This window comes from Venatorbacter sp. C2-1, from assembly GCF_022832715.1.
Classification (GTDB): Bacteria; Pseudomonadota; Gammaproteobacteria; order Pseudomonadales; family Oceanobacteraceae; genus Venatoribacter; species Venatoribacter alkanivorans.
In genome coordinates, this window is the sequence record NZ_CP094879.1 from 3,035,006 (window position 1) to 3,054,290 (window position 19,285).

At 49.8% G+C, this 19,285-nt stretch carries 14 protein-coding genes; 1 reads left to right on the top strand and 13 read right to left on the bottom strand.

The annotated features are described in order from the left end of the window. Positions 1-42: 42 nt before the first annotated feature. The 4 genes from MT343_RS13625 to MT343_RS13640 form a co-directional block, all read right to left on the bottom strand. Positions 43-480, bottom strand: a complete 438-nt coding sequence (locus MT343_RS13625; protein ID WP_145465812.1) for an ester cyclase — start codon at positions 478-480, stop codon at positions 43-45. A gap of 166 nt (positions 481-646) precedes the next feature. After that, positions 647-4,597 carry a flagellar filament capping protein FliD gene (gene fliD, locus MT343_RS13630; protein WP_145465813.1) on the bottom strand — a complete coding sequence of 1,317 codons (3,951 nt, stop codon included), beginning with the start codon at positions 4,595-4,597 and terminating at the stop codon, positions 647-649. A gap of 137 nt (positions 4,598-4,734) precedes the next feature. Continuing rightward, a complete protein-coding gene (locus MT343_RS13635) occupies positions 4,735-5,118 on the bottom strand; it encodes a flagellar protein FlaG (protein ID WP_145465814.1) in 384 nt (127 codons plus the stop codon). A 65-nt stretch (positions 5,119-5,183) separates the two neighbouring features. Then, complete coding sequence (locus tag MT343_RS13640; protein WP_145465815.1) at positions 5,184-8,057, bottom strand: flagellin N-terminal helical domain-containing protein; 2,874 nt, start codon at positions 8,055-8,057, stop codon at positions 5,184-5,186. Between the two features lie 319 nt (positions 8,058-8,376). On the opposite strand from MT343_RS13640, the gene MT343_RS13645 reads away from it, so the two are divergent. Beyond that, positions 8,377-10,407, top strand: coding sequence for a motility associated factor glycosyltransferase family protein (locus tag MT343_RS13645; protein WP_186435727.1), 2,031 nt, complete (start codon positions 8,377-8,379; stop codon positions 10,405-10,407). A 43-nt stretch (positions 10,408-10,450) separates the two neighbouring features. Here MT343_RS13645 and MT343_RS13650 read toward each other — a convergent pair whose 3' ends face one another. Genes MT343_RS13650 through pseB form a run of 9 tightly spaced genes read right to left on the bottom strand, consistent with a single transcriptional unit; the run spans position 10,451 to position 19,238 of the window. Continuing rightward, positions 10,451-11,620 (bottom strand): class I SAM-dependent methyltransferase, encoded by a 1,170-nt coding sequence (locus MT343_RS13650; protein ID WP_145465817.1) that lies wholly within the window; start codon positions 11,618-11,620, stop codon positions 10,451-10,453. 2 nt (positions 11,621-11,622) lie between these two features. Beyond that, entirely contained in the window at positions 11,623-12,291 is a 669-nt protein-coding gene (locus MT343_RS13655) for a PIG-L deacetylase family protein (protein WP_186435728.1), read from the bottom strand. A gap of 5 nt (positions 12,292-12,296) precedes the next feature. Further along, positions 12,297-13,328, bottom strand: a complete 1,032-nt coding sequence (gene pseI / locus MT343_RS13660) for a pseudaminic acid synthase (RefSeq protein WP_145465819.1) — start codon at positions 13,326-13,328, stop codon at positions 12,297-12,299. Beyond that, complete coding sequence (locus MT343_RS13665; RefSeq protein WP_186435729.1) at positions 13,318-13,953, bottom strand: HAD family hydrolase; 636 nt, start codon at positions 13,951-13,953, stop codon at positions 13,318-13,320. Before MT343_RS13665 ends, pseI begins: the two co-directional genes overlap by 11 nt. Then, positions 13,943-14,857, bottom strand: a complete 915-nt coding sequence (locus MT343_RS13670; protein ID WP_186435730.1) for an ATP-grasp domain-containing protein — start codon at positions 14,855-14,857, stop codon at positions 13,943-13,945. The genes MT343_RS13665 and MT343_RS13670 overlap by 11 nt, the downstream gene beginning before the upstream one ends. Then, positions 14,841-16,361 (bottom strand): UDP-2,4-diacetamido-2,4,6-trideoxy-beta-L-altropyranose hydrolase, encoded by a 1,521-nt coding sequence (pseG, locus tag MT343_RS13675; RefSeq protein ID WP_145465822.1) that lies wholly within the window; start codon positions 16,359-16,361, stop codon positions 14,841-14,843. The genes MT343_RS13670 and pseG overlap by 17 nt, the downstream gene beginning before the upstream one ends. Positions 16,362-16,369: 8 nt before the next feature. Further along, positions 16,370-17,083, bottom strand: coding sequence for a pseudaminic acid cytidylyltransferase (gene pseF, locus MT343_RS13680; RefSeq protein WP_145465823.1), 714 nt, complete (start codon positions 17,081-17,083; stop codon positions 16,370-16,372). Next, complete coding sequence (pseC, locus tag MT343_RS13685; protein ID WP_145465824.1) at positions 17,080-18,237, bottom strand: UDP-4-amino-4,6-dideoxy-N-acetyl-beta-L-altrosamine transaminase; 1,158 nt, start codon at positions 18,235-18,237, stop codon at positions 17,080-17,082. Before pseC ends, pseF begins: the two co-directional genes overlap by 4 nt. Before the next feature lie 2 nt (positions 18,238-18,239). Beyond that, positions 18,240-19,238 carry a UDP-N-acetylglucosamine 4,6-dehydratase (inverting) gene (pseB, locus tag MT343_RS13690; protein WP_145465825.1) on the bottom strand — a complete coding sequence of 333 codons (999 nt, stop codon included), beginning with the start codon at positions 19,236-19,238 and terminating at the stop codon, positions 18,240-18,242. Between the last annotated feature and the right edge of the window lie 47 nt (positions 19,239-19,285).

Sequence of the window (19,285 nt, forward strand, 5' to 3'; positions counted from 1 at the left end):
GGGCGCTCTTTTTTATTGGCTGACAATCACGACACAAAGCTTTTATCCGGCTGCCCGTACCGGGCCGTTTCCCCAGTCCTGAGCCATCTGACGCTGCAGCCCGGCCAGATCGACCAGCGTATTCTGGCTGCAGACTCTTCCCCGGCGAATTTCCCAGGTAGACACCGCACTGAAGCCAATAACTTTATTATTTGGGGGAAAACCAAACAGTGGCTTCTGAAAAGATCCACTGAATGTCGATATCGTTATAACGCGATCACCTTCCGCCATGATTTCTTCAATGGAGACATCAAGATCGACGATGGAAGTGCGAATTTGTTTGACGTATTCGACGAAGGAATCAATGTTCTTAAACCCTTCAGCAAACGTCGTATGGTAAACAAAATCGGGGGTGGCAATCTGACGCAACAGACTGAAACGTCCGGTATTCCAGGACAGATTAATAAAATGCTCTACGAGTTGTTTATTATGGTCTGACATGGCACATCCCTGCCCTAAAAGTGGAACTCCTGCCGAACCGATGTGACCGGTTCAACTAAGTACTCAGGCATTCTGTACCAGGGTGGCGCAATTTGCCAATCTAATCTTATGTGCGATATATCTCACATTCAGGTATAGCCCGCGACGTCCCTGTCCGGGTCAGGGGTTATTTCTTGGAGTTATTCATTGCTTCAAACTGCTGCTTCACATAATCCAGCGTGGTATTGAGCGTCTGAATGATGGAATCGTTGTACAGGAACTGGGCTTTAAGTCTGGCTTCCTGCGCAGAAATACGTGCTTCCATCCGGTCACGGTCTTTATCCACCGCTTCCAGTTCATCATCCAGCCCCGACTGTTTAACCCCGATGACGCTTTTCTGGCCATTAAGGAAACTGTCCATAATATCTTTCAGCTGATCGCCAAAACCGGTGATATAGGTAACGCTACCGCGCTCGCCGATATTGCCACCGGTAATTTTCAGACGCAGACCGGAAGCATCATCGATCGTACCCACCTGATCTTTACCCGGCTCACCATCCCCGGCACCGCGAACAAAACCAAAAATGGCCGCCGCTTCATTGGAGAAATCCGTCATTTCAACAGATGACGATGCACCGGTTGAAGCTGAAATAATGCCGAATTTATTATTTGCAAAGGATGCCGGATCGCTGGTGAATTCCACTTTGACGGCAATGCTTTCATCTTTAAATGCCGCGGTATCATTAATCGCCTGTTGCAATGCCTGCGCCAGCGTTGCGCCACTGTTATAAGTCGCAGGCTGATTTAATGTCACCTCGGCTTCAACACCATCGATCTTGATCTTAAAAGTGTTATTGGTTGCATCGATATTCACCGGGGTCGAAAAGTCCGCCGCTTCATTACCGATGTAATAACCGTTACTGGCTTTCACATTACCATCAACGGCTCGCAGGAACTGGCCGTTACCCGTTGCTTCTATGCCGTTAATGGTACCGGCAACGTCTTTGCCTTTAGCCGTTGAGGGCGAGTACTGGCTGACATCCTGCAGACCGAGGAAAGCAATAGACGAACTGTCCAGTCCGGTAAAACCAACGGCTGTGCCCTGACCACCAATGGTGATATTCAGGGAGCCAAGATCTGATTCCGGATCGTAAACATAATCAACCACTGCATCCAGATCGTAGCCAAAGGTTCTGGAGGTGTCGGTCAGGCCAAGTCCATCATAACCATTGCTGACAGTTTCAGCCGCAAGACCCAGTGAGCTTACGGCGGTGCCACCCAGATTTTTAATTTCCAGAGCAGCTCCGGAGCCAAAGGTCGCCGCGGTTTTAACACCGTCTTTACTCTGGGTTTCAAAGTACAGCTGGCCACTGCCATCAACACGGGCTTTCACATCTCCGGCAGCAAATTGCCCGGTCGCAGCCAGTGCAGTATCCAGCGCCTGCTGGATAACGATCAGATTGGAGTCGGCATTATTACTGCCGGTTGTGCCATCGCCGTTTACATCCACATTGATATCGACGCCATCCAGCGTCAGGGTGAAGGTTGCATTCTGCCCGCCACTGAAATCAATACCGGCAGAAATATCAGCAAAGCTGCTGCTTTGCGCGCCGCGGCCGTCGCTGACAACTTCAATATATTCTTCGTGCCCGGTTGCTACCGTAGTTAATTTCAGCCCGGTTCCATCCAGACTGGCACTGACCACTCCAGCACCAAAAGCATTATCCAGTGCGGTCTGAATATCCACGATATTGTCACCGGAATCGCTGTTAACCAGCACATCTTTTTCCACACCCGACACATTCAGACGAAAGCCGGCATTAGTTGTGGAAAAATCAATATTGGTGCTGATATCACGGGTTGCCGTTGCGGTTTCCGCACCTTTAACCGCACCGGCAAAATTAGCATCACCGGCCAGCGTAATATTTAACTGATTCTGAATTTCTGCTGCTAAGGCATCGCCTGTCGCATAGGTACCGGCCGGCACAGAAACCTTGGTAGCACTTTCGATCCCATCGACCTGTACATTAAATTCAACCGGTGAGCCAAAGGTCAGGCCCGGATCTTTACCGTTAGTCTGTACGCCCTGAGTACCATTAAGACCCAGCTGTACATCCGTGGTATTACTGCCAACAGCTGTCAGCTCAATACTGCGTGCAGTGCCCTCAGCAACGGTCTCAAAAATCAGATAACCGTTATCATCAAACGACGCCGTTACCTGACCATTCAGAGCGGTTGCATCGATGGCAGTCTGGATAGCCTGCAGGGTATCTTTTCTGTCACCAAATACCCCGTCACCATTCAGATCCTGGCCATTGGCATTCTGATTAACCACCACTGCTACCGGACCATTTCCATCAACATCAAGAGAAAAGGTGGCGTTGCTGACCGAAAAATTGATTCCGGTACTGGCTGACACTGACGTATTGCCGATCTGAGTCGTGGCGCCTTTGCCATTAAAAGCTTCGGCATTCAGTGTGGTCAGTTCGACGCCTTTATAGGTCCCCTGACCGAGCTTATTAAAGCCCAGTGTGTTGGCCAGATTAGGATCGACAGCCGCAAAATACACCTGCGACTCAGAGCCGTATTTGTTTGAGGTAATGGAAAAATTTTTATCCGTGGCACTGTAATCAACAGAAACACTGTGCCCATATTTAGACAGGGTTTCACTGCTGTTAATCTGCAGCGCCAATTGCTTAGCCAGATCCTCACCAGAGCTGTAACTGCCATGGGTAAGTTCAATACTGGCTGTCTGGCCATTTACGTTAATACGGAAATTATCGTTGCTTTCGTCAATCACAACCGGTGAAGAAAAATCCAGCGAAGACAGTGATCCACCAACGTATTTAGCCTGACTCGCTAACTGAGTAATGTTGACGTCATAGGTGCCTGGCTTGGTATTGATAGAGTCGTTAACGTAGGTAATCTGGCTGTCGGTGGTGGTACCGGATTTAGCCAGCAGGCCCACAATAGACGCCCGGTCTTCGGCCATCGCTTTTTTGAATTTGGTGGTATTAAAATCCAGCTGGTAGTCATTATCCCGGTTAGTATCAACCCCAAGCTCAGTCAGCGAACGGTATTTACCGGTTAAGCCAACAATGGGCTCACTGATCATGGCGCGGATCTGCGACATCATGCTGCGAATTGTCGAATCCCCCAGCAACAGCCCCGCCTGTCGTTTATCAGCATCATAACCGGACAGATCATCGACAAAGCTTTTCAGCTCGTTATAGGCATCGACAAAGCCCTGAATACTTTCGGCCAGCTTATCGGTATCGGCACTGACTGTAACGCTTATGTTTTTACCGACATCGGCATTTTTAAGATTAAGGGTCACCCCTTTAATCACTTCATCTACGGAGTTACTGCTGCGGGTAATGGTCAGGCCGTTAACATTCAGCTGCGCGTCTTCGCCGCGGCTGGTCTGGCTCATATTGGCAGCAGTGTTCTGGTTTTCATTAAATGCCAGCGCTCCCAGCCCGCCACTGAGCATGGCGCCAGACTCGTCCAGCGCGACAATACGCATGGCATTTTCAGCCCCAGTTTCTTCCGAGGTCATCAGCAGACGATAGCCGCTTCCATCGTTGATGATACTGGCGGTTACACCCATATCGGCATTATTGATCGCGTCGCGGATACCACTGAGGGTGCGGTTGGAGTCGTCAATGGTAATGGTTTTGCCGAGACGATCCGGATTCAGGTCCTGGCTGACAAAATTTCCGCCGGCGCCATAGGTGATATCACCAAAGGTGAATACCAGTTTTCCGGTGCCAATAATTTCGTCAAAGCTGCTGTAGGTTTGTGTTGCCAGGGAATGGGATTTAGCCGTGTTCAGCACTTCGACGTTATAAGTGCCCGGCTCAGACAGACTGGAAGTTGTTGCGGTCAGAATATCTTCATCAGACGAAGTCGCCGTGGTTGAACTTACCAGACTCGGGCTGGATAAGCTGTTGGCCGCAGACTGTACCTTCGCCATCATCGACTGAATTTCACCATAGGCGGTGATTTTGGCTTCCACCAGCTGCTGACGGCTATCCAGACGCAGCGAGGTCGCTTCTTTCTCTGCACTGATGATTTTTTCCACCAGATCAGTGGTCAGAACTCCAGACCCTAATCCCAGTGATTCTATGGACGCCATACCTGTTCCCCCGTGTTACCGAACCATCCGGTCTGTATCAAGCGTAGATGGCCCTGAAACAAAAAACCCTGTACTGGCTTTATCGGCCAATGCAGGGTTTTCTGAAGGGTTGTTTACCTAACCCATACACTGATCACCTAAACTTGTGCGCTGAACAATAAAGATGGTTCTTCATCATTCAATTTCTGCGCCAGTTCCAGAGCCAGCTCACTGGGAATCTGTCGGATCAGTTCCGATGACGCCCGGTCATAGACGCGGATAATGGTCTTGCCGCTATCTTCGTCCAACTGGAAATCCAGTGTTCTTTCAGTTTGCTGTACATACTCATTGATACGGGAAATTGCTTCTCTGACCTGGTCCTTATTCAGTTCCGCAACTTTCTCAGTTCCAACCGGCAAAGACTTGCCGCTATCGGAACCTGCAACCGGATCACTTGCCGCCTTGGCGTAAGCTTTCTTTCCGGCTGTAGCTGAGGGTGATACAGCTGTATGGTCTACCACATTCAATTTCAGCTCGTTCATAAGTCACCTCTCAGGTTCTTGGTTAAGCAGCCTGGGGAAGGCTGGCCTTCCCCATCAGTCCGCTATTATCCCAGAAGAGACAGAACCTGCTGACCGGCAGCGTTCGCCTGAGCCAGAACCGAGATACCTGCCTGCTGCAGTACCTGAGTACGGGACAGCTCGGCGGTTTCAGCCGCGAAGTCCGCATCCTGAATCCGTGAGTTCGCGGAGTTCAGGTTCTCAGAGGTCACCTGCAGGTTACTTACAGTAGAGCTCATACGGTTCTGGATCGCACCGAGGTCGGCACGCTGGCTGGCCACCTGACCAATCGCGTTGTCGATCGCAGTGATCGCAGCAGTCGCACCTTCGAAGGTCGAAATATCGATCTCTGTCAGGAACTGACCGTTTTCGCCACCACCGTAAGTACCGGTGTTGAAGCCCAGAGCTTCAAGCTCGGTATTACCGTTGCTGCCGACGTTGACTTCAATTTCTTTCGCAGAAGTCAGTTTCACGGTTGAGTAAGTAGTTTCGTAAGTATCTGCTTCAACAGAAGACTTAGTACTTGTACCACCCTGACCAAAGGTCGCTTCACCGATACCCTCTACCGCAGAGTCCAGACCGAATACACGACCGATTGAAGATGAAGAACCAGACTTATCATCAATCGCGATCGAGATGTTGCGGCCATCGGCAGCGGTCAGAGAGATAGACTCACCGTTATCGATTGCAGTAACACCGGTCTGACCTGCGCTCTGATTGATCAGTGCAATCGCATCAGCACGGGATTTAGCGTAATCAATGTTACCGCCGGAATCAGTCTGCAGGGTTACCGAACCAAGAGACACACCGTTGATGTAGATACCAGCCTGATCACCATTCTCGAAGGCATTCGCCTCTGCCTGGGTCACCGCAGTACCACCAACAACTTCGGTTGGATTCACAGTCGCCTGCACACCAGTCTCATCCGATACTTCATTGATCGCGGCGGCGACAGCGATACCGGACAAGGTTTTGTTGGACGACAGGATACGGGAACCGTCAGATGCAAACTCGGCACTCGCCTTATCTTCGCTGGTTTCTGCAGCTTTGATACTGACGCCGTTAATGGTCAGGTCACCGTCTTTCAGACCATTCACACCATCATAAGCAGTGGTCACACTGGTGGTGCCTGATGCCAGTAACTGGCCGGCATCATCCGGATCAGACAGAGCAACAGTCACTTTAGTACCGTCGTCAGACTGGAAGGCCAGAGAGCCCTGTACAATATTGTTAGTACCGGAAGCCTGGAATGCAGCAGCAGCGTTAGTGCCCACCGCTACGTTACCAATCGCGCCTGAAGTATCGAATACCACCAGACCCGCAGAGCCTGCTGTGGTTGTGGAGAAGTTCTTCACATCCAGAACCAGTGCACCGGCAGAGTTTACGGTAGCGCTTACATCCAGATTCTCAGCAGAGAAGTCACGGGCGTTGATTGCATCAGCAGCATTCTGTGCAGCAACGGTTGCGGTTGAACCCGCAGTGAAGCTGATCATCGCACCACTGGTACCGGTACCCAGCTCAATGGCTGTCGCGGTAGTTGCCATAGTGACAGTCAGTTTGACGCTTTCATAAGCGGTCACACCGGCCACATTGGAGATGGCTGCTGCCAGGTTGTTCACGAAACCACCACTGGCCATAGTACCGATGGAAGTAGCACCGTTAACGGTTACTTCATAGCCAATAGAAGTGGTGGTATCGAAACCGGATGCTGCTGCGCTGGCAACACTGACGAAAGTACCGGCAGGGGTTGCGTTCGCGGCAGAGATATCCTGAGTCTGGGCATCGCTGACCACACTGGCCTGACCTGATTCATAAGTACCTGCAACCAGACCAGCATTGGACAGGTCGCCGTTACCGGTACCGTTACCACCTTCGATCACGATTTCTTTCACGTCACCATCGGCGATCAGAGTGAAACCACCTTCGTACACGCCGGTAGCAGCCAGACCAGTCTGAGCGGCACTCAGAGTGCCCAGGTTGATGTCAACGTTACGGCCATCAGCGGCAACCAGCTGCACACCACCTTTATCGAAGCCGGTATCAACCGCAACAACACCGGTCTGATCAGACACAGCGTTAATCGCTTCCAGTACCGAGGCACGGGTAGTAGAGCCATCGTTAGAGGTTTGAATATCAATGTTCACACCGTTCAGGCTGATGGTTCCGCTGGCAGCAGAAGCCGTCATTTCAGAACCGGAAACAGTGTTTTCATTCACCTGCGCAGACACACCGGTCTCTGCGGAGTGACGGTTTACTGCAGCCGCTTTGGAGATAGCGGAAGCATCCGCACCACTGGTGGAAGCAGAATCGTCTTCTGCACGGGAAGCGGTAATCGCTACACCGTTAATGATCAGGTCGCCGTTAGCCAGCGCGTTGTCAGTACCGATGGCACTGATACCGCTTTCTTTGCTGGAACCCAGCTTGCTGGCCGTCAGTTCGGCAATGGATACGTCCACAGTCTGACCAGCGTTAGCACCGATCTGGAAGGTTGCTTTGAAAGAACCGTCCAGCAGTTTACGGCCGTTGAAGTCGGTTTCATCAGCAGTACGTGAAATTTCAGCAACCAGCTGATCAACCTCAGCCTGAAGAGCTTCACGGTCAACGTCGGAGTTGGTGGCGTTAGCAGACTGTACCGCCAGTTCACGGATACGCTGCAGGTTGTCGTTCATAGAACCCAGCGCACCTTCAGCCGTCTGAGCCAGTGCGATACCGTCACCGGCGTTACGCACGGCCACATTCAGACCTTTGATCTGAGATGTGAAACGGGTAGAAATCGCCAGACCCGCGGCGTCATCTTTGGCACTGTTAATACGCAGACCAGAAGATAAACGTTGCAGAGCCTGTTGGTTGGCAGACTGGGATTTATCCAGATTGCGCTGCGCGTTAATAGAGGCAATGTTGGTATTAATAATTTGAGGCATGGTGTTTCTCCTGTACCTGCGTTACAGAGCCAGCGCTGTGCTGTAGTAGCAACGTTGCTGCACTCCCTCTGTCTTTGTCATACCTTTTAACGGCACACCCGGCAGGATCTTTAGAATTTTTTTTGCGCCAATATCACGACACAATTCCAACAAACACAGAACACTTAAACGCTTGAAACCATTGGAAATTATTCTGAATGTCAAAAAAACGACAAAAAATCAGCCAGAATAAAAACAGCGACACATCACTCCCGGAACGATGGCTCCCAGGGCTTCACAGGCATGTATATTGCTTTGTTCAATGAAAAGAGAGGCTTTTATGACGCACCCTGCCGAAATCAGATTCAACAAGAACATCGCTTACCTGCAGCAGCACTACCCCTATCTCTACAATCTGGCGCAGAACACGCCCCTGCGGAAGCTGACGCTGGATATGGACGATCATGGCCGGGTCGATATTCACAGCGGTAATGCTTACTTTTATAACGGTGATGCCAGAGCGTTCGCCCGGCAAGAGGCCGAACAGTTCAACACTATCGTCGCTCCGGGTAATGCCATCCATGGTCTCAGGCCCCATGGCGCGAACGCCTTTAAGGCACAACGCTATTTCTCCCGCTCAATCACCCGCCTGTACCAGGACACACAGGTTGATCAGAGCGAGGATTACCAGATCCCGGACTTCCTCGCTCTGGTGGCCATCATGGGGATTGGCGCCGGTTTCCATATAGAAGAGCTGGTCAACCGGCGGGAAATACTCGCCCTGATTATTTACGAAACCGATCCGGAAGAATTTGTCACCTCTCTGTACTGCATCGACTGGGAAGCCATTTTCCTGAAATTCAGCGAGCGCGGAAAATCCATCCAGCTGGTCATTGGTGACTTTAAGCTGGCCACCGATCAGTATGCGGTGCTCTGGAATCAGCTGATTGATCATCCGCCCAGCTTTTCTCTGTGTACCTATTTATATAATCACCGCAATCAGGATAAGTACCGCAAGGTCATCAAAAAAATCCAGAAAGATCTGAAAGTGTATCTCTCGCTCTGGGGTTATTACGACGACGAAATCAATCAGATGAATAACGCCCTGCATAATTTCCGCGCAGGGAACGAACTGCTGCCACTGGCCGATAAACAAGCCATGAACTGCCCGGCTTTTATCATAGGTTCGGGGCCATCCCTCGATGACCGCATCGAAGATATCCGCAAATATCAGGGCAAAGCCGTGCTCTATTCGGCCGGGACAGCACTGCGTGCATTATACAAACAGGGCATTAAGCCGGATTTCCATATCGAGATTGAATCCCACTATGAGCCTTTCCGGGTGATCAGTGAAATTAATGATCCGGAATATCTGCAGGACATCACCCTGATCTGCTCGGCGCAGACAACGCCGAAAATTCCGCCGATGTTTGGCAGGGTAATGCTTTTTACCAAAGACTCCACCGCCATTCACGAGCTGAGCAAAGACTTAACCGACCAGATCCGTGGCACAACCCCGACCTGCACTAACGCCGCGCTGGCTATCTGCTATCACCTGAACCACCAACAGGTATTCCTGTTTGGTACGGACTACGGTTTCCGTAATGCCGGTTCACACCACTCCAAGAATTCGATTTATTACAGTGAGCAGCGCTCTGATCTGGTGAAGCAATCCACCAATTACCAGCAGCAGGATCTGATTGAGATTGAATCGGTTGATGGCTTACCAATGCAGACAACCATGATTTATAACGCCTCCAGACGCCGGCTTGAATCAGACATCAGTTATTTCCTGAAAAACAGAACGATTGAAGTTTATAACTGCGCTAATGGTGCAAAAATCGAAAACGCTGAGTACATGGAGCAATCCCGATTCTGTTCGCTGATGGAGTCATCGGCAGCGAAAAAGGAAAACGATCTTCAGCTTATGTCAGACAGAAAAAGAGCTGTCTTTTCACCGGAATTCCTGCAGCAACGGACTGATGAACTGGAAAGTAATCTGAGAAAGATCGCCGATGATATTCTGAATATGATGGGCAGTGGCCAGAAAACCCTGACACAGCATTATCAGAATCTGCATATCGTCGGTCAGTATCTGTCCTTTGGCCTGAGCCGCTATGGTGCTCTGCAGTTCTTAATCCGCGGAGCCATATGGCATTACCTGCATGCCGGTGCCTCTGTTGCCCTTAAACTGCAGAATTCACCGGAAAAAATGGCGGAATATATAGAGCGCTGGGAAACCAATTTCCGTCACTTTATTAATACCGTACCGGATCATGTGCACAACGTCGTCAGCAAAGAATTTAACGACTCAGATCCATGGATTCATACTGCGATTGATGACCCGGATTGTCCGGAATATGAACCATAGCCACCGGGCTATGGTTCACAGCTGAACTATTCCAGCATAAGTATTAATAACGATAAGGATAAGTTGCATCGCCATGCCAGCCATAAGCCTGTAATGACTGTGCAATTTCATCATAGAAGGACGACGCGACCACCATAATCCACTGGCTGGCGTCGTCTTTATTCTGAGCAATCCATTCTTCGGCCGGCTGAATCCGGCATTGTTCATAACCGGCAAAAATTCTTTCTGATTTATTCGGGTTACCATCAAGAATAACGTCCGGGACAAAATCCAGAAAACTCATTAATGCCCGGCCGCCGGCACCCGCTCCCCACATTGCAATCTTCCGTCCGGAAATCTGCTCAGCCAGCCGTTGCTTCTGCGCATCAATACCCTGCTGAAAATGACCAATATTCTCTGGTACCGAAAAACTCAGTGCCTGCTCACGGTCACGGGTACAGAATGCAATCAGGTTACCAACATCGGAAACCTGATATTTCTGAATAAACCAGCCATGCCGGGCCAGCAGAACCTGCAGCGAATGCTTGCAAAACAGACTTACATGTTCAACATGAAAAGGCGCCCGGCTTTCATGTTCGATTGCCCAATCCAGACCCGGAGTTTCAATAAACATTGCCCCGTCGGGATTCAACAGCATGGATGCTGCAGCGATATAATCATCGAAGTCAAAGACGTGTTCGATCACATGGCGGCTGTAAATAATATCCACTTTCCGCCCCAGTGCTTCTGCAAATGAGCGGTTGAAAAAACTGTTATAAACGCAGAACCCCTGCCCCTCGGCTTGTTCCCGTGTTTCATCATTTGGCTCGATGCCCAGATACTCCATCTGCGGATACAGTGTGCGAATCTCACTCAGCACCTCTGCAGCAGAACAACCGATTTCCAGCACGCTCTGAAAGCGTTGCTCCTGCCCGGCGACACATTCCTTGAAAAAGCCGACAAAATCCTGAGTAAATTTTGTTCCTATATGGCCTGGTCGTGGCGTGTAGTAATGCTGTTTATACAGGTTTTCCAGCACAGATTTATCATAATGCCGCTGATAAGCCTGACCGCAATCACGGCATAATCCATATTCAATATCGACCTCAAAAGGTGGCTGCAGTGTTGCACCGACCGGAACCGGATGCTGATACACCGGAAATTTTTTCAGTGTTAACAGAGTTTCTGACTGTTCGCCGGCACACACCGGGCAGATAGTTTTTTGATCCGTCATACTCAGTTCTCCAGCCAACGTAAAATAGTTAATGCCTCTGCCCGCTCAACCCCCGCACTGGCTCCGCGCATCTGCGCCAGTGCATCGATCGCCTGATAGGAACGATAATGAGGATAAGCCCGCATTTCCGCATCGTAACATTGCAGAGCTTCCTGTTTTTTATTCCAGTCCTGCTCACTCAGCGCGATATAGCAATTGGGATTAAAAGCAGCACTGGCCGGATTCCAGCCGGTTGCGCTCACCACCTCGAAGCTGGCAATTCGCCGCACCGGATGATCGGGTAAAGGCCGGCAAGCTGTCAGCGTTGCCTCCAGTGCCCGGCGGTGATCAGCATTAAGATCGGCGGCAGAATGGGTCAGTACCGTATCCGGTGCATAAGCGGCAATATGGGGTTCAATTGCCTGCACAATATCCAGCAAAGGAACCTGGTCAAGCCGGTTATCGGGAAGGTTCAGCGTTGCCAGAATCTGATGACCCAGTACAGCAGCGGCCGCCTCTGCACCACAGGTCCGCTGGCCGATGCGCTCTTCGCCACCGGCACGCGATGTCTCACCATCAGCAAGAAATAAACAGCCAACGTCTTTACCTTCCCTGACCCAGCGATGGATTATTCCTCCGGCACCCAGCACTTCATCATCGGCATGGGCGGCGATAATCAGTATCCGTTTCATTCCAGTCATTCCAGAAGCTCCCAGCTCATAGCCGTACCACGCGCAATATCGGCGCGGGCTTTTTTACCGATCACATCAGGTAAATGCTTCGGCTTAAGGCCAAAACCCGGGCGAATGACGCGCACATTATCCGCGCTTATATACTCACCGGCTTTAATATCTTTAACACAATAAACCGAACGTGAATGCTGATTGCCCTGACGGGATGGGGCATCAATAATACGGTCGCTGCCCAGCGCCTGAAATAATGCCCGCGCCTGCACTGCCATCGATTTAAATTCCTCTGGCTCAAGAGAAAACTCCGCATCCGGGCCACCATCGCTGCGCTGCAGGGTAAAGTGCTTTTCAATGACTCTCGCCCCTAAAGCAACAGCACCGAGTACCGCAGTATTGCCCAGGCTGTGGTCAGATAAGCCGGTAATAACCGGTAAAGTGGCCAGACGCTTAAGAACATTCAGATTCATATCCGCTTCGCTGGCCGGGTAACTGCTGATGCAGTGCAGAAATACCAGATCCTGCGCCCCGGCCTGCCTGAGCCAAAGCAGCGTTTCCTGAATTTCATTCCAGTTGCTGACCCCGGACGATACCAGCACCGGTTTTCCGGTTCTGGCGACATGCCCGAGCAACTCAGGGTCCTGCGCCTCAAATGAGGCAATTTTATAGGCTGGGCAGTTAACCTCTTCAAGAATCCGCACGGCTTCTTTATCAAAAGGTGAGCTGAATAAGGTTACGCCCTGCTTCCGGGCGTAACGGAATAACTCCTGCGTCCAGGATTTTGGCGCAGCAATATTTTTATAAAGCTGATAATAACTCTGCCCGGCCCAAAGCGGATCTTTAATAATAAAATCATCCAGATCACACTCGATGGTCAGGCTATCGGCATCATAGGTCTGAATTTTTACCGCATCGGCACCGGCATTCATCGCCGCGTCAATAATGGCTTTGGCACGATCCATATCCTGCATATGATTATTGGACATTTCCGCAATGATATAGGGCGGATGGTCGGCACCAATGATCTGATTATTAATGTTCATAGGAATACTCAAAGCGGTAATAGTCGATGCCCGCATTACGGGCAAAACCACCGTCTATTGCCGGAGAATCTCCGACGTACAGCGGATGGCTGAACTGGTAATCCGCAAGCAGCCTGTCCCAGGCCCAGCGGGAAGGCTTCAGTTGCTCCGGACTGTGTTTATCACAATAAACAACTTTGCTGGCCAGAGAATCCAGACCAAGACACTTCACTTTATGCTGCTGTAGTGCCGTGTGTCCGTTGGTTACGATAAACAAAGGCCGCCCCTGTAAGTTAGCCCTGATCTGTGCAATCAGGTTATGTTTGCTGACGAAGGCCGGTCGCTCATCACGGTAAAACTCAATCGCCCGGCTGACAATATCCGGACTGAGATTAAAACCGGCGAAAACGTCATCGAAAAGATGCGGGTAGCTCGGCCCTAATCGTAATTTTTCGGCGGACATTTTTCTGGCCAGTCCGGAAACCGCCTCTCCCTGCTGCCTGAGCCAGTTCTCCAGCGCAGTAAAGATGCAATGGTCGTACTCCGCCTGCGCGTACAGGGTATTATCAAGATCAAACAACCATTCCTGATAAGGCTCCAAATGGATAAATAACTGCCTGATATTATCGGCAAGATCAGTAGACATACTCACTCCAGTAACGGCAGAAGGTTTTTTCGGAGAGAGTAAATGCCGGTGGTTGTTCATCATTCAGCCAGAGACGGATAGCAGCATCGGCCAAATCAGCGCCGGCCAGTATGGTAAACATCAGACTTCCGGATAAGCGCGGATTAATTTCGATCAGCTTAGGTCCTGCATCTGTCAGCATAATCTGAATATTCACCAGCCCACGGAAATTCAGTTTCTTACTGACAGCGGTCACTAATTCAAGTACCTGTGGATTCTGATCAATGCGGCCAATGGTCGATACACCGGCTGCCAGAAGACGCTGACGGGCAACCGCAGACAACAGTGCCGAGTCCTTGCCGAACAGACAATCAACAGTGTACTCAACGCCTTTAAGCTGCTGCTGCAGAATACCCTGCTCTTTTGCAGAAAGAAGTGCAAAAACAGCCTCATCATCAACCAGCATCACACCTTTTCCGCCACGACCGTTACGTGGCTTATATATCGCCGGAACACCAATGGCCCGCGGAGCAATGGCTAAATCATTATTCTCACAGAAAGTCTGAAAATTCAGTTTATCCAGACAAATGTTCATGCTCTGATCGGCAGACAGCATTATTTTGCTCTTCTGAATCCGTCCGGCGCCGGCATTGACAATCGCCAGCAGCTCTTCATCGATAAACGGCAGGAAAAGATCACAGTGATCAAGCTGCTTTGCCAGAAATGGCAGATAACCACTGTCTGTCGCCATGGGCGAAAGTACAAAATCATCGCACATAGCCGCCCCCAAAGGCGCAGCATATTCATTGGCATCCATTCCGATAATGTAATAGCCCTTTGAGCGCAGATGCTGCACCAGCGAGGCGGCGGCAGGTGAAGCGGCGGCACTGATCAGAATACGGGGTTTATTACTGATGTCTGACATACATTTCTTTTCCTGATGGCCGGAATCCGGCACGGCGAAAACTGCGGCGCGATGCATAATTGCCATTTTTTATAGCCGCATATAAACAGTGTTCTGAATGCATAGAGGCACAGAGATTCAGGGCAATTCCAGCCAGACCAAGTCCCTGAAACCTGCGCGTTACAAGTACCGATATTTCAGCATCCCGGCGATTATGAATATCCAGACGGATATAACCCGCCGCCATTCCGCACAGCATGATTTTATAAAGAATAACGGCGTGGCTGCGTAAAACATTCAGATACCATGAGCGGTGATCAGACCAGACCGGTACCTGTGGATTACGGAAAAAGCGTCTGGCACCGGGCTCTTTCTGCCACTGATAAAACAGAGTGCAATCCTGTGGCTGTGCTGCTGTTAATTGCAAATCCTGGCAGCTTTTACGCAACATTTCCCGCACAATGCGCTCTGGCCCACAGCCATCAAATAATGCAGCTGCACACTGACTCATATGCTGTAACTGCTGAGGATTTTTCAGAACGTCAGCCAGTGCAGAAAGGTCGAGCTTTGCTGAACAGGTAAAATCACCAATTTTGACTGCCATTCCCGCACTGACCGCAGCCTGTGCCGTTGCCTGCTGATTATCCGCGATGACAACCAGCGCTGCTGGTAAACCACGGCTTGCTCTCTCCCAGGTTGAACTGCCGCCGGCACCAATCGCCAGATCGACGCTGTCATAGAGCGAACACATATCCTGACAATAAGATTGCAATTGCACTGCGAAGGGGTAATACCCTGTGGTTATTTTTTCTGCGATCTGCGTATAGGAGACCGAGCGCTGATTGACCAGAACAACCAGCTGCAGATTCAGGCGTTGCGCCAGAGGCATCAATTGCTCAACGATGTCGGCGCTGTAACCCGGTAAATCGGCACCACCAAGGTTAATCAGGATTTTCAGCTGATTATTCTCTGAATAAATACGGTTTACTTTTTTGCGCATAAATTCCGGGCGCAGCAAAGAGAAACAGGCGCCGGTTAAGATCCGGCAAGTGTTGTCAGTCCAGGCTGAATAAGCCTCTGCATCGGCGGCCAGATTCTGATCCAGTAACAGATCACTCTGATGTTCCCTGTGCGGCCAGTCATCCAGAGCCAGCAAACGACAACCAATGCTTTTAAGCGCAGACTGCCACTCCGTATTCAGTTCATAATGATCAACAACGACCCAATGGGGTTGCCATAATCCTGCGAACTGCAGTGTAAGCTTTGCATCTTCTGCAATGGCTTCAGCAGAAGAAAGCTCAGAACCCGGAATCAGATTAACCGGGAAGCCATAGCGGCTGATTAACGCCTGAGCGTGCCCCGGTAGTTCGCGGCAGATAAAATGGCATTCAGCTCCGGCTTTGGCTAAAGCAGCGGCCAGAGTCAGACAGCGCATGATGTGCCCATGGCCTATGGCCTCAGAAGCATCGGCCCTGATTAATACTCTCATACGGCTCGTAACAGGCGTACTAATCGGCGGATTCATCAGCGTATTCAACCCTGCGTTCCGGAAAAAGTCTGCATTTCCTGCATGGCACGGAACAGGTACTCCGCTCTCTGCCAGTCTTCCTCGGTATCAATGTCCTGTACCCGGTAGCGGGGAATAACCAGTGGCACAGAATCGGTGGAAAAAATCATTTTTTCCTGCAGCCAGGCTTCTGCTTTTCCCCAGTAAAACTGAGCGGCATCATGATAAGCCTCTTCAAGTTCCTGCGAGCGCTTAACAAACAACTCCGGATTAAACATCTCACCCCGCCCGGAAGGCAGAATTCGGAGAGCACGCTGTACCGGAGAGGGAAAACTGGCAACAGGAAACACATAGCTGACGCTGCTATCGCGTAAAATAGTCTCCGCCTGCTGAATGTCAGTGGCAGAAATAAAAGGCGCGGTAGCATAAATACAGCAAACCTGTTCCGGCTCTTCACCCTGTTGCTTAAGCCAGTTAATAGCATGAGCGACTACCGGAATGGTCGCCGCCTGATCCGTTGCCAATTCCTCCGGGCGGGTAAAAGGCACTTCGGCGCCAAGAGCCCTGGCAACAGCCGCGATTTCCGCATCATCGGTCGACACAATAATGCGATCAAAGCAGCCACTGGCACGCGCCGCTTCAACAGACCAGGCCATTACCGGTTTTCCGAAAAATGGCCGGATATTTTTTTTAGCAATCCGCTTGCTGCCACCACGGGCAGGAATTACAGCTACCCTCATAGCAAAGCTTCAGAAACAGCCTGGATTACTTCATCCTGCTGTTCCTCGGTCAGAGTGTGATACATAGGCAAGCTGATTGCTTCCCTGTAATATTCTTCTGACAAAGGATAGTCCCCCGGGACAAATCCCATTTTTTGATAAAATGGTTGAAGATGCACTGGAATGTAATGTAAATTCACTCCAATTTCAGCGCGCTTAAGGTATTCAAACACTTCAAGATGAGTCTTTTTAATTTTTCCCAACTGAAGACGAATCACGTAGAGGTGATACCCTGAATAACTGTCAGGATGCTGCCAAGGTGTGATTACCGGAAGAGCTTTTAGTTTCTGATCATAACGCATGGCTATTTCATGACGGTGAGCAACGAAATAGTCCAATCTTTGCATCTGACTGACTCCCAATGCCGCCTGAAGATCGGTCATACGGTAATTAAAACCTAAACCAATCTGCTGGTAATACCAGGGGCCATCTGGCTTATGTGTCATCTGATCCGGATCGCGGGTAATACCATGACAGCGTAAAAGAATCATCTTCTCTGCTAGCTCTGAAGAGTTAGTCAGTGCCATCCCCCCCTCTCCAGTCGTAATTATTTTTACAGGATGAAAACTAAAAATTGTTATATCGCTGTATGTACAGCAACCAATAATTTTACCTTTATAACGACCACCAACAGCATGGGATGCATCTTCAATAACCCGGAAGCCATAACGTTCGGCCAGCCGGCTGATTGCAACCATATCACAGGGTTGACCGCAAAGATGAACAGCTACGACAACTTTAGGTAAGACGCCATTTTTTTCAGCCTGAATCAACTTTCGTTCCAACGCATCCGGACAAAGGTTGTATGTTCTTGGATCAATATCAACGAAATCAACCTGAGCACCGCAATATAAAGCACAGTTGGCCGAAGCAACGAAGGTAACGGGAGAAGTCCATAAATAGTCTCCTGGACCAAGCTCCAGAGCCAGACAAGCAATATGCAACGCCGAAGTCGCACTGTTAACGGCAATCGCATGAGAAGCTCCGGTATATTGTGTAAAAGCTTCTTCAAACAGTGGCACCTTAGGCCCTTGCGTCAGAAAATCTGATGTTAATACCTCCACAACGACATCGACATCTTGCTTATTTATATCCTGGCGGCCATATGGAATCATAATTATATACTCCCTATAATATCCCGGTGTTTATCAATCCAGTCAGAGAGTTCCTCATCCGTCATCCATTCCTGATTATTATCGCTGGCATAGACAAAACCTTCAGAAACTTTAACGCCATTTTTAATCCGGCTTGGGCAGTGATCCCAGTCGTTGATTGCCGGTAAAATTTTAAAGTGCTCATCATACTCATAGGTATGGTAAGAATCTTCAACACCAATCATCTGTTCATGCAGTTTCTCACCCGGACGAATGCCAACGAACTCAATATCGGCTTCCGGTGCTACTACTCTGGCAATATCAGTGACTTTCATTGACGGAATTTTTTTAACGTAAATTTCACCACCAATCATGTCTTCGAAGGCATGCCAAACCAGCTTTACCGCTTCATCCAGAGAAATCATAAAACGTGTCATGCGTTCGTCGGTAACCGGCAGCGTTCCCTTATCACGTATGGACATAAAGAATGGAATCACTGAGCCACGGGACCCCATTACGTTGCCATACCGGACCACGGAAAACCGCGTGCCATGCTCACCAGAGTAGGAATTGGATGCGACAAACAATTTATCGGATGCCAGTTTAGTCGCACCGTATAAATTAATCGGCGAACTGGCTTTATCGGTCGACAGAGCAACACATCCTTTAATATCATGATCGATACAGGCATCAATGACATTCATTGCGCCATTAATATTGGTCTTGATGCATTCAAAGGGGTTGTATTCAGCGGTTGGTACAATTTTCGTCGCAGCGGCATGAATCACATAATCAACACCATCCAGCGCCCTGTATAACCGGTCTTTATCCCGCACATCACCGATAAAAAAACGTACCCGCTTGTCACCGGCAAACATCTTTGCCATTTCCCATTGTTTCATTTCATCACGGGAAAAGATGATGATCTTTTTCGGGTTATATTTTTCCAGAGTCATCGGCACAAAAGCATGGCCAAACGACCCCGTTCCTCCGGTGACAAGCAATACCTTGTTATCAAACATTATGACTCTCCTGGAACGCTATAGCGGAACCGGTGACTATAAGTACC

Excerpts from the sequence above, each read along its gene's own strand:
- MT343_RS13625 (WP_145465812.1), bottom strand. The coding sequence starts at position 480 with ATGTCAGACCATAATAAACAACTCGTAGAGCATTTTATTAATCTGTCC.
- fliD (WP_145465813.1), bottom strand. The coding sequence starts at position 4,597 with ATGGCGTCCATAGAATCACTGGGATTAGGGTCTGGAGTTCTGACCACT.
- MT343_RS13635 (WP_145465814.1), bottom strand. The coding sequence starts at position 5,118 with ATGAACGAGCTGAAATTGAATGTGGTAGACCATACAGCTGTATCACCC.
- MT343_RS13640 (WP_145465815.1), bottom strand. The coding sequence starts at position 8,057 with ATGCCTCAAATTATTAATACCAACATTGCCTCTATTAACGCGCAGCGC.
- MT343_RS13645 (WP_186435727.1), top strand. The coding sequence starts at position 8,377 with ATGACGCACCCTGCCGAAATCAGATTCAACAAGAACATCGCTTACCTG.
- MT343_RS13650 (WP_145465817.1), bottom strand. The coding sequence starts at position 11,620 with ATGACGGATCAAAAAACTATCTGCCCGGTGTGTGCCGGCGAACAGTCA.
- MT343_RS13655 (WP_186435728.1), bottom strand. The coding sequence starts at position 12,291 with ATGAAACGGATACTGATTATCGCCGCCCATGCCGATGATGAAGTGCTG.
- pseI (WP_145465819.1), bottom strand. The coding sequence starts at position 13,328 with ATGAACATTAATAATCAGATCATTGGTGCCGACCATCCGCCCTATATC.
- MT343_RS13665 (WP_186435729.1), bottom strand. The coding sequence starts at position 13,953 with ATGTCTACTGATCTTGCCGATAATATCAGGCAGTTATTTATCCATTTG.
- MT343_RS13670 (WP_186435730.1), bottom strand. The coding sequence starts at position 14,857 with ATGTCAGACATCAGTAATAAACCCCGTATTCTGATCAGTGCCGCCGCT.
- pseG (WP_145465822.1), bottom strand. The coding sequence starts at position 16,361 with ATGAATCCGCCGATTAGTACGCCTGTTACGAGCCGTATGAGAGTATTA.
- pseF (WP_145465823.1), bottom strand. The coding sequence starts at position 17,083 with ATGAGGGTAGCTGTAATTCCTGCCCGTGGTGGCAGCAAGCGGATTGCT.
- pseC (WP_145465824.1), bottom strand. The coding sequence starts at position 18,237 with ATGATTCCATATGGCCGCCAGGATATAAATAAGCAAGATGTCGATGTC.
- pseB (WP_145465825.1), bottom strand. The coding sequence starts at position 19,238 with ATGTTTGATAACAAGGTATTGCTTGTCACCGGAGGAACGGGGTCGTTT.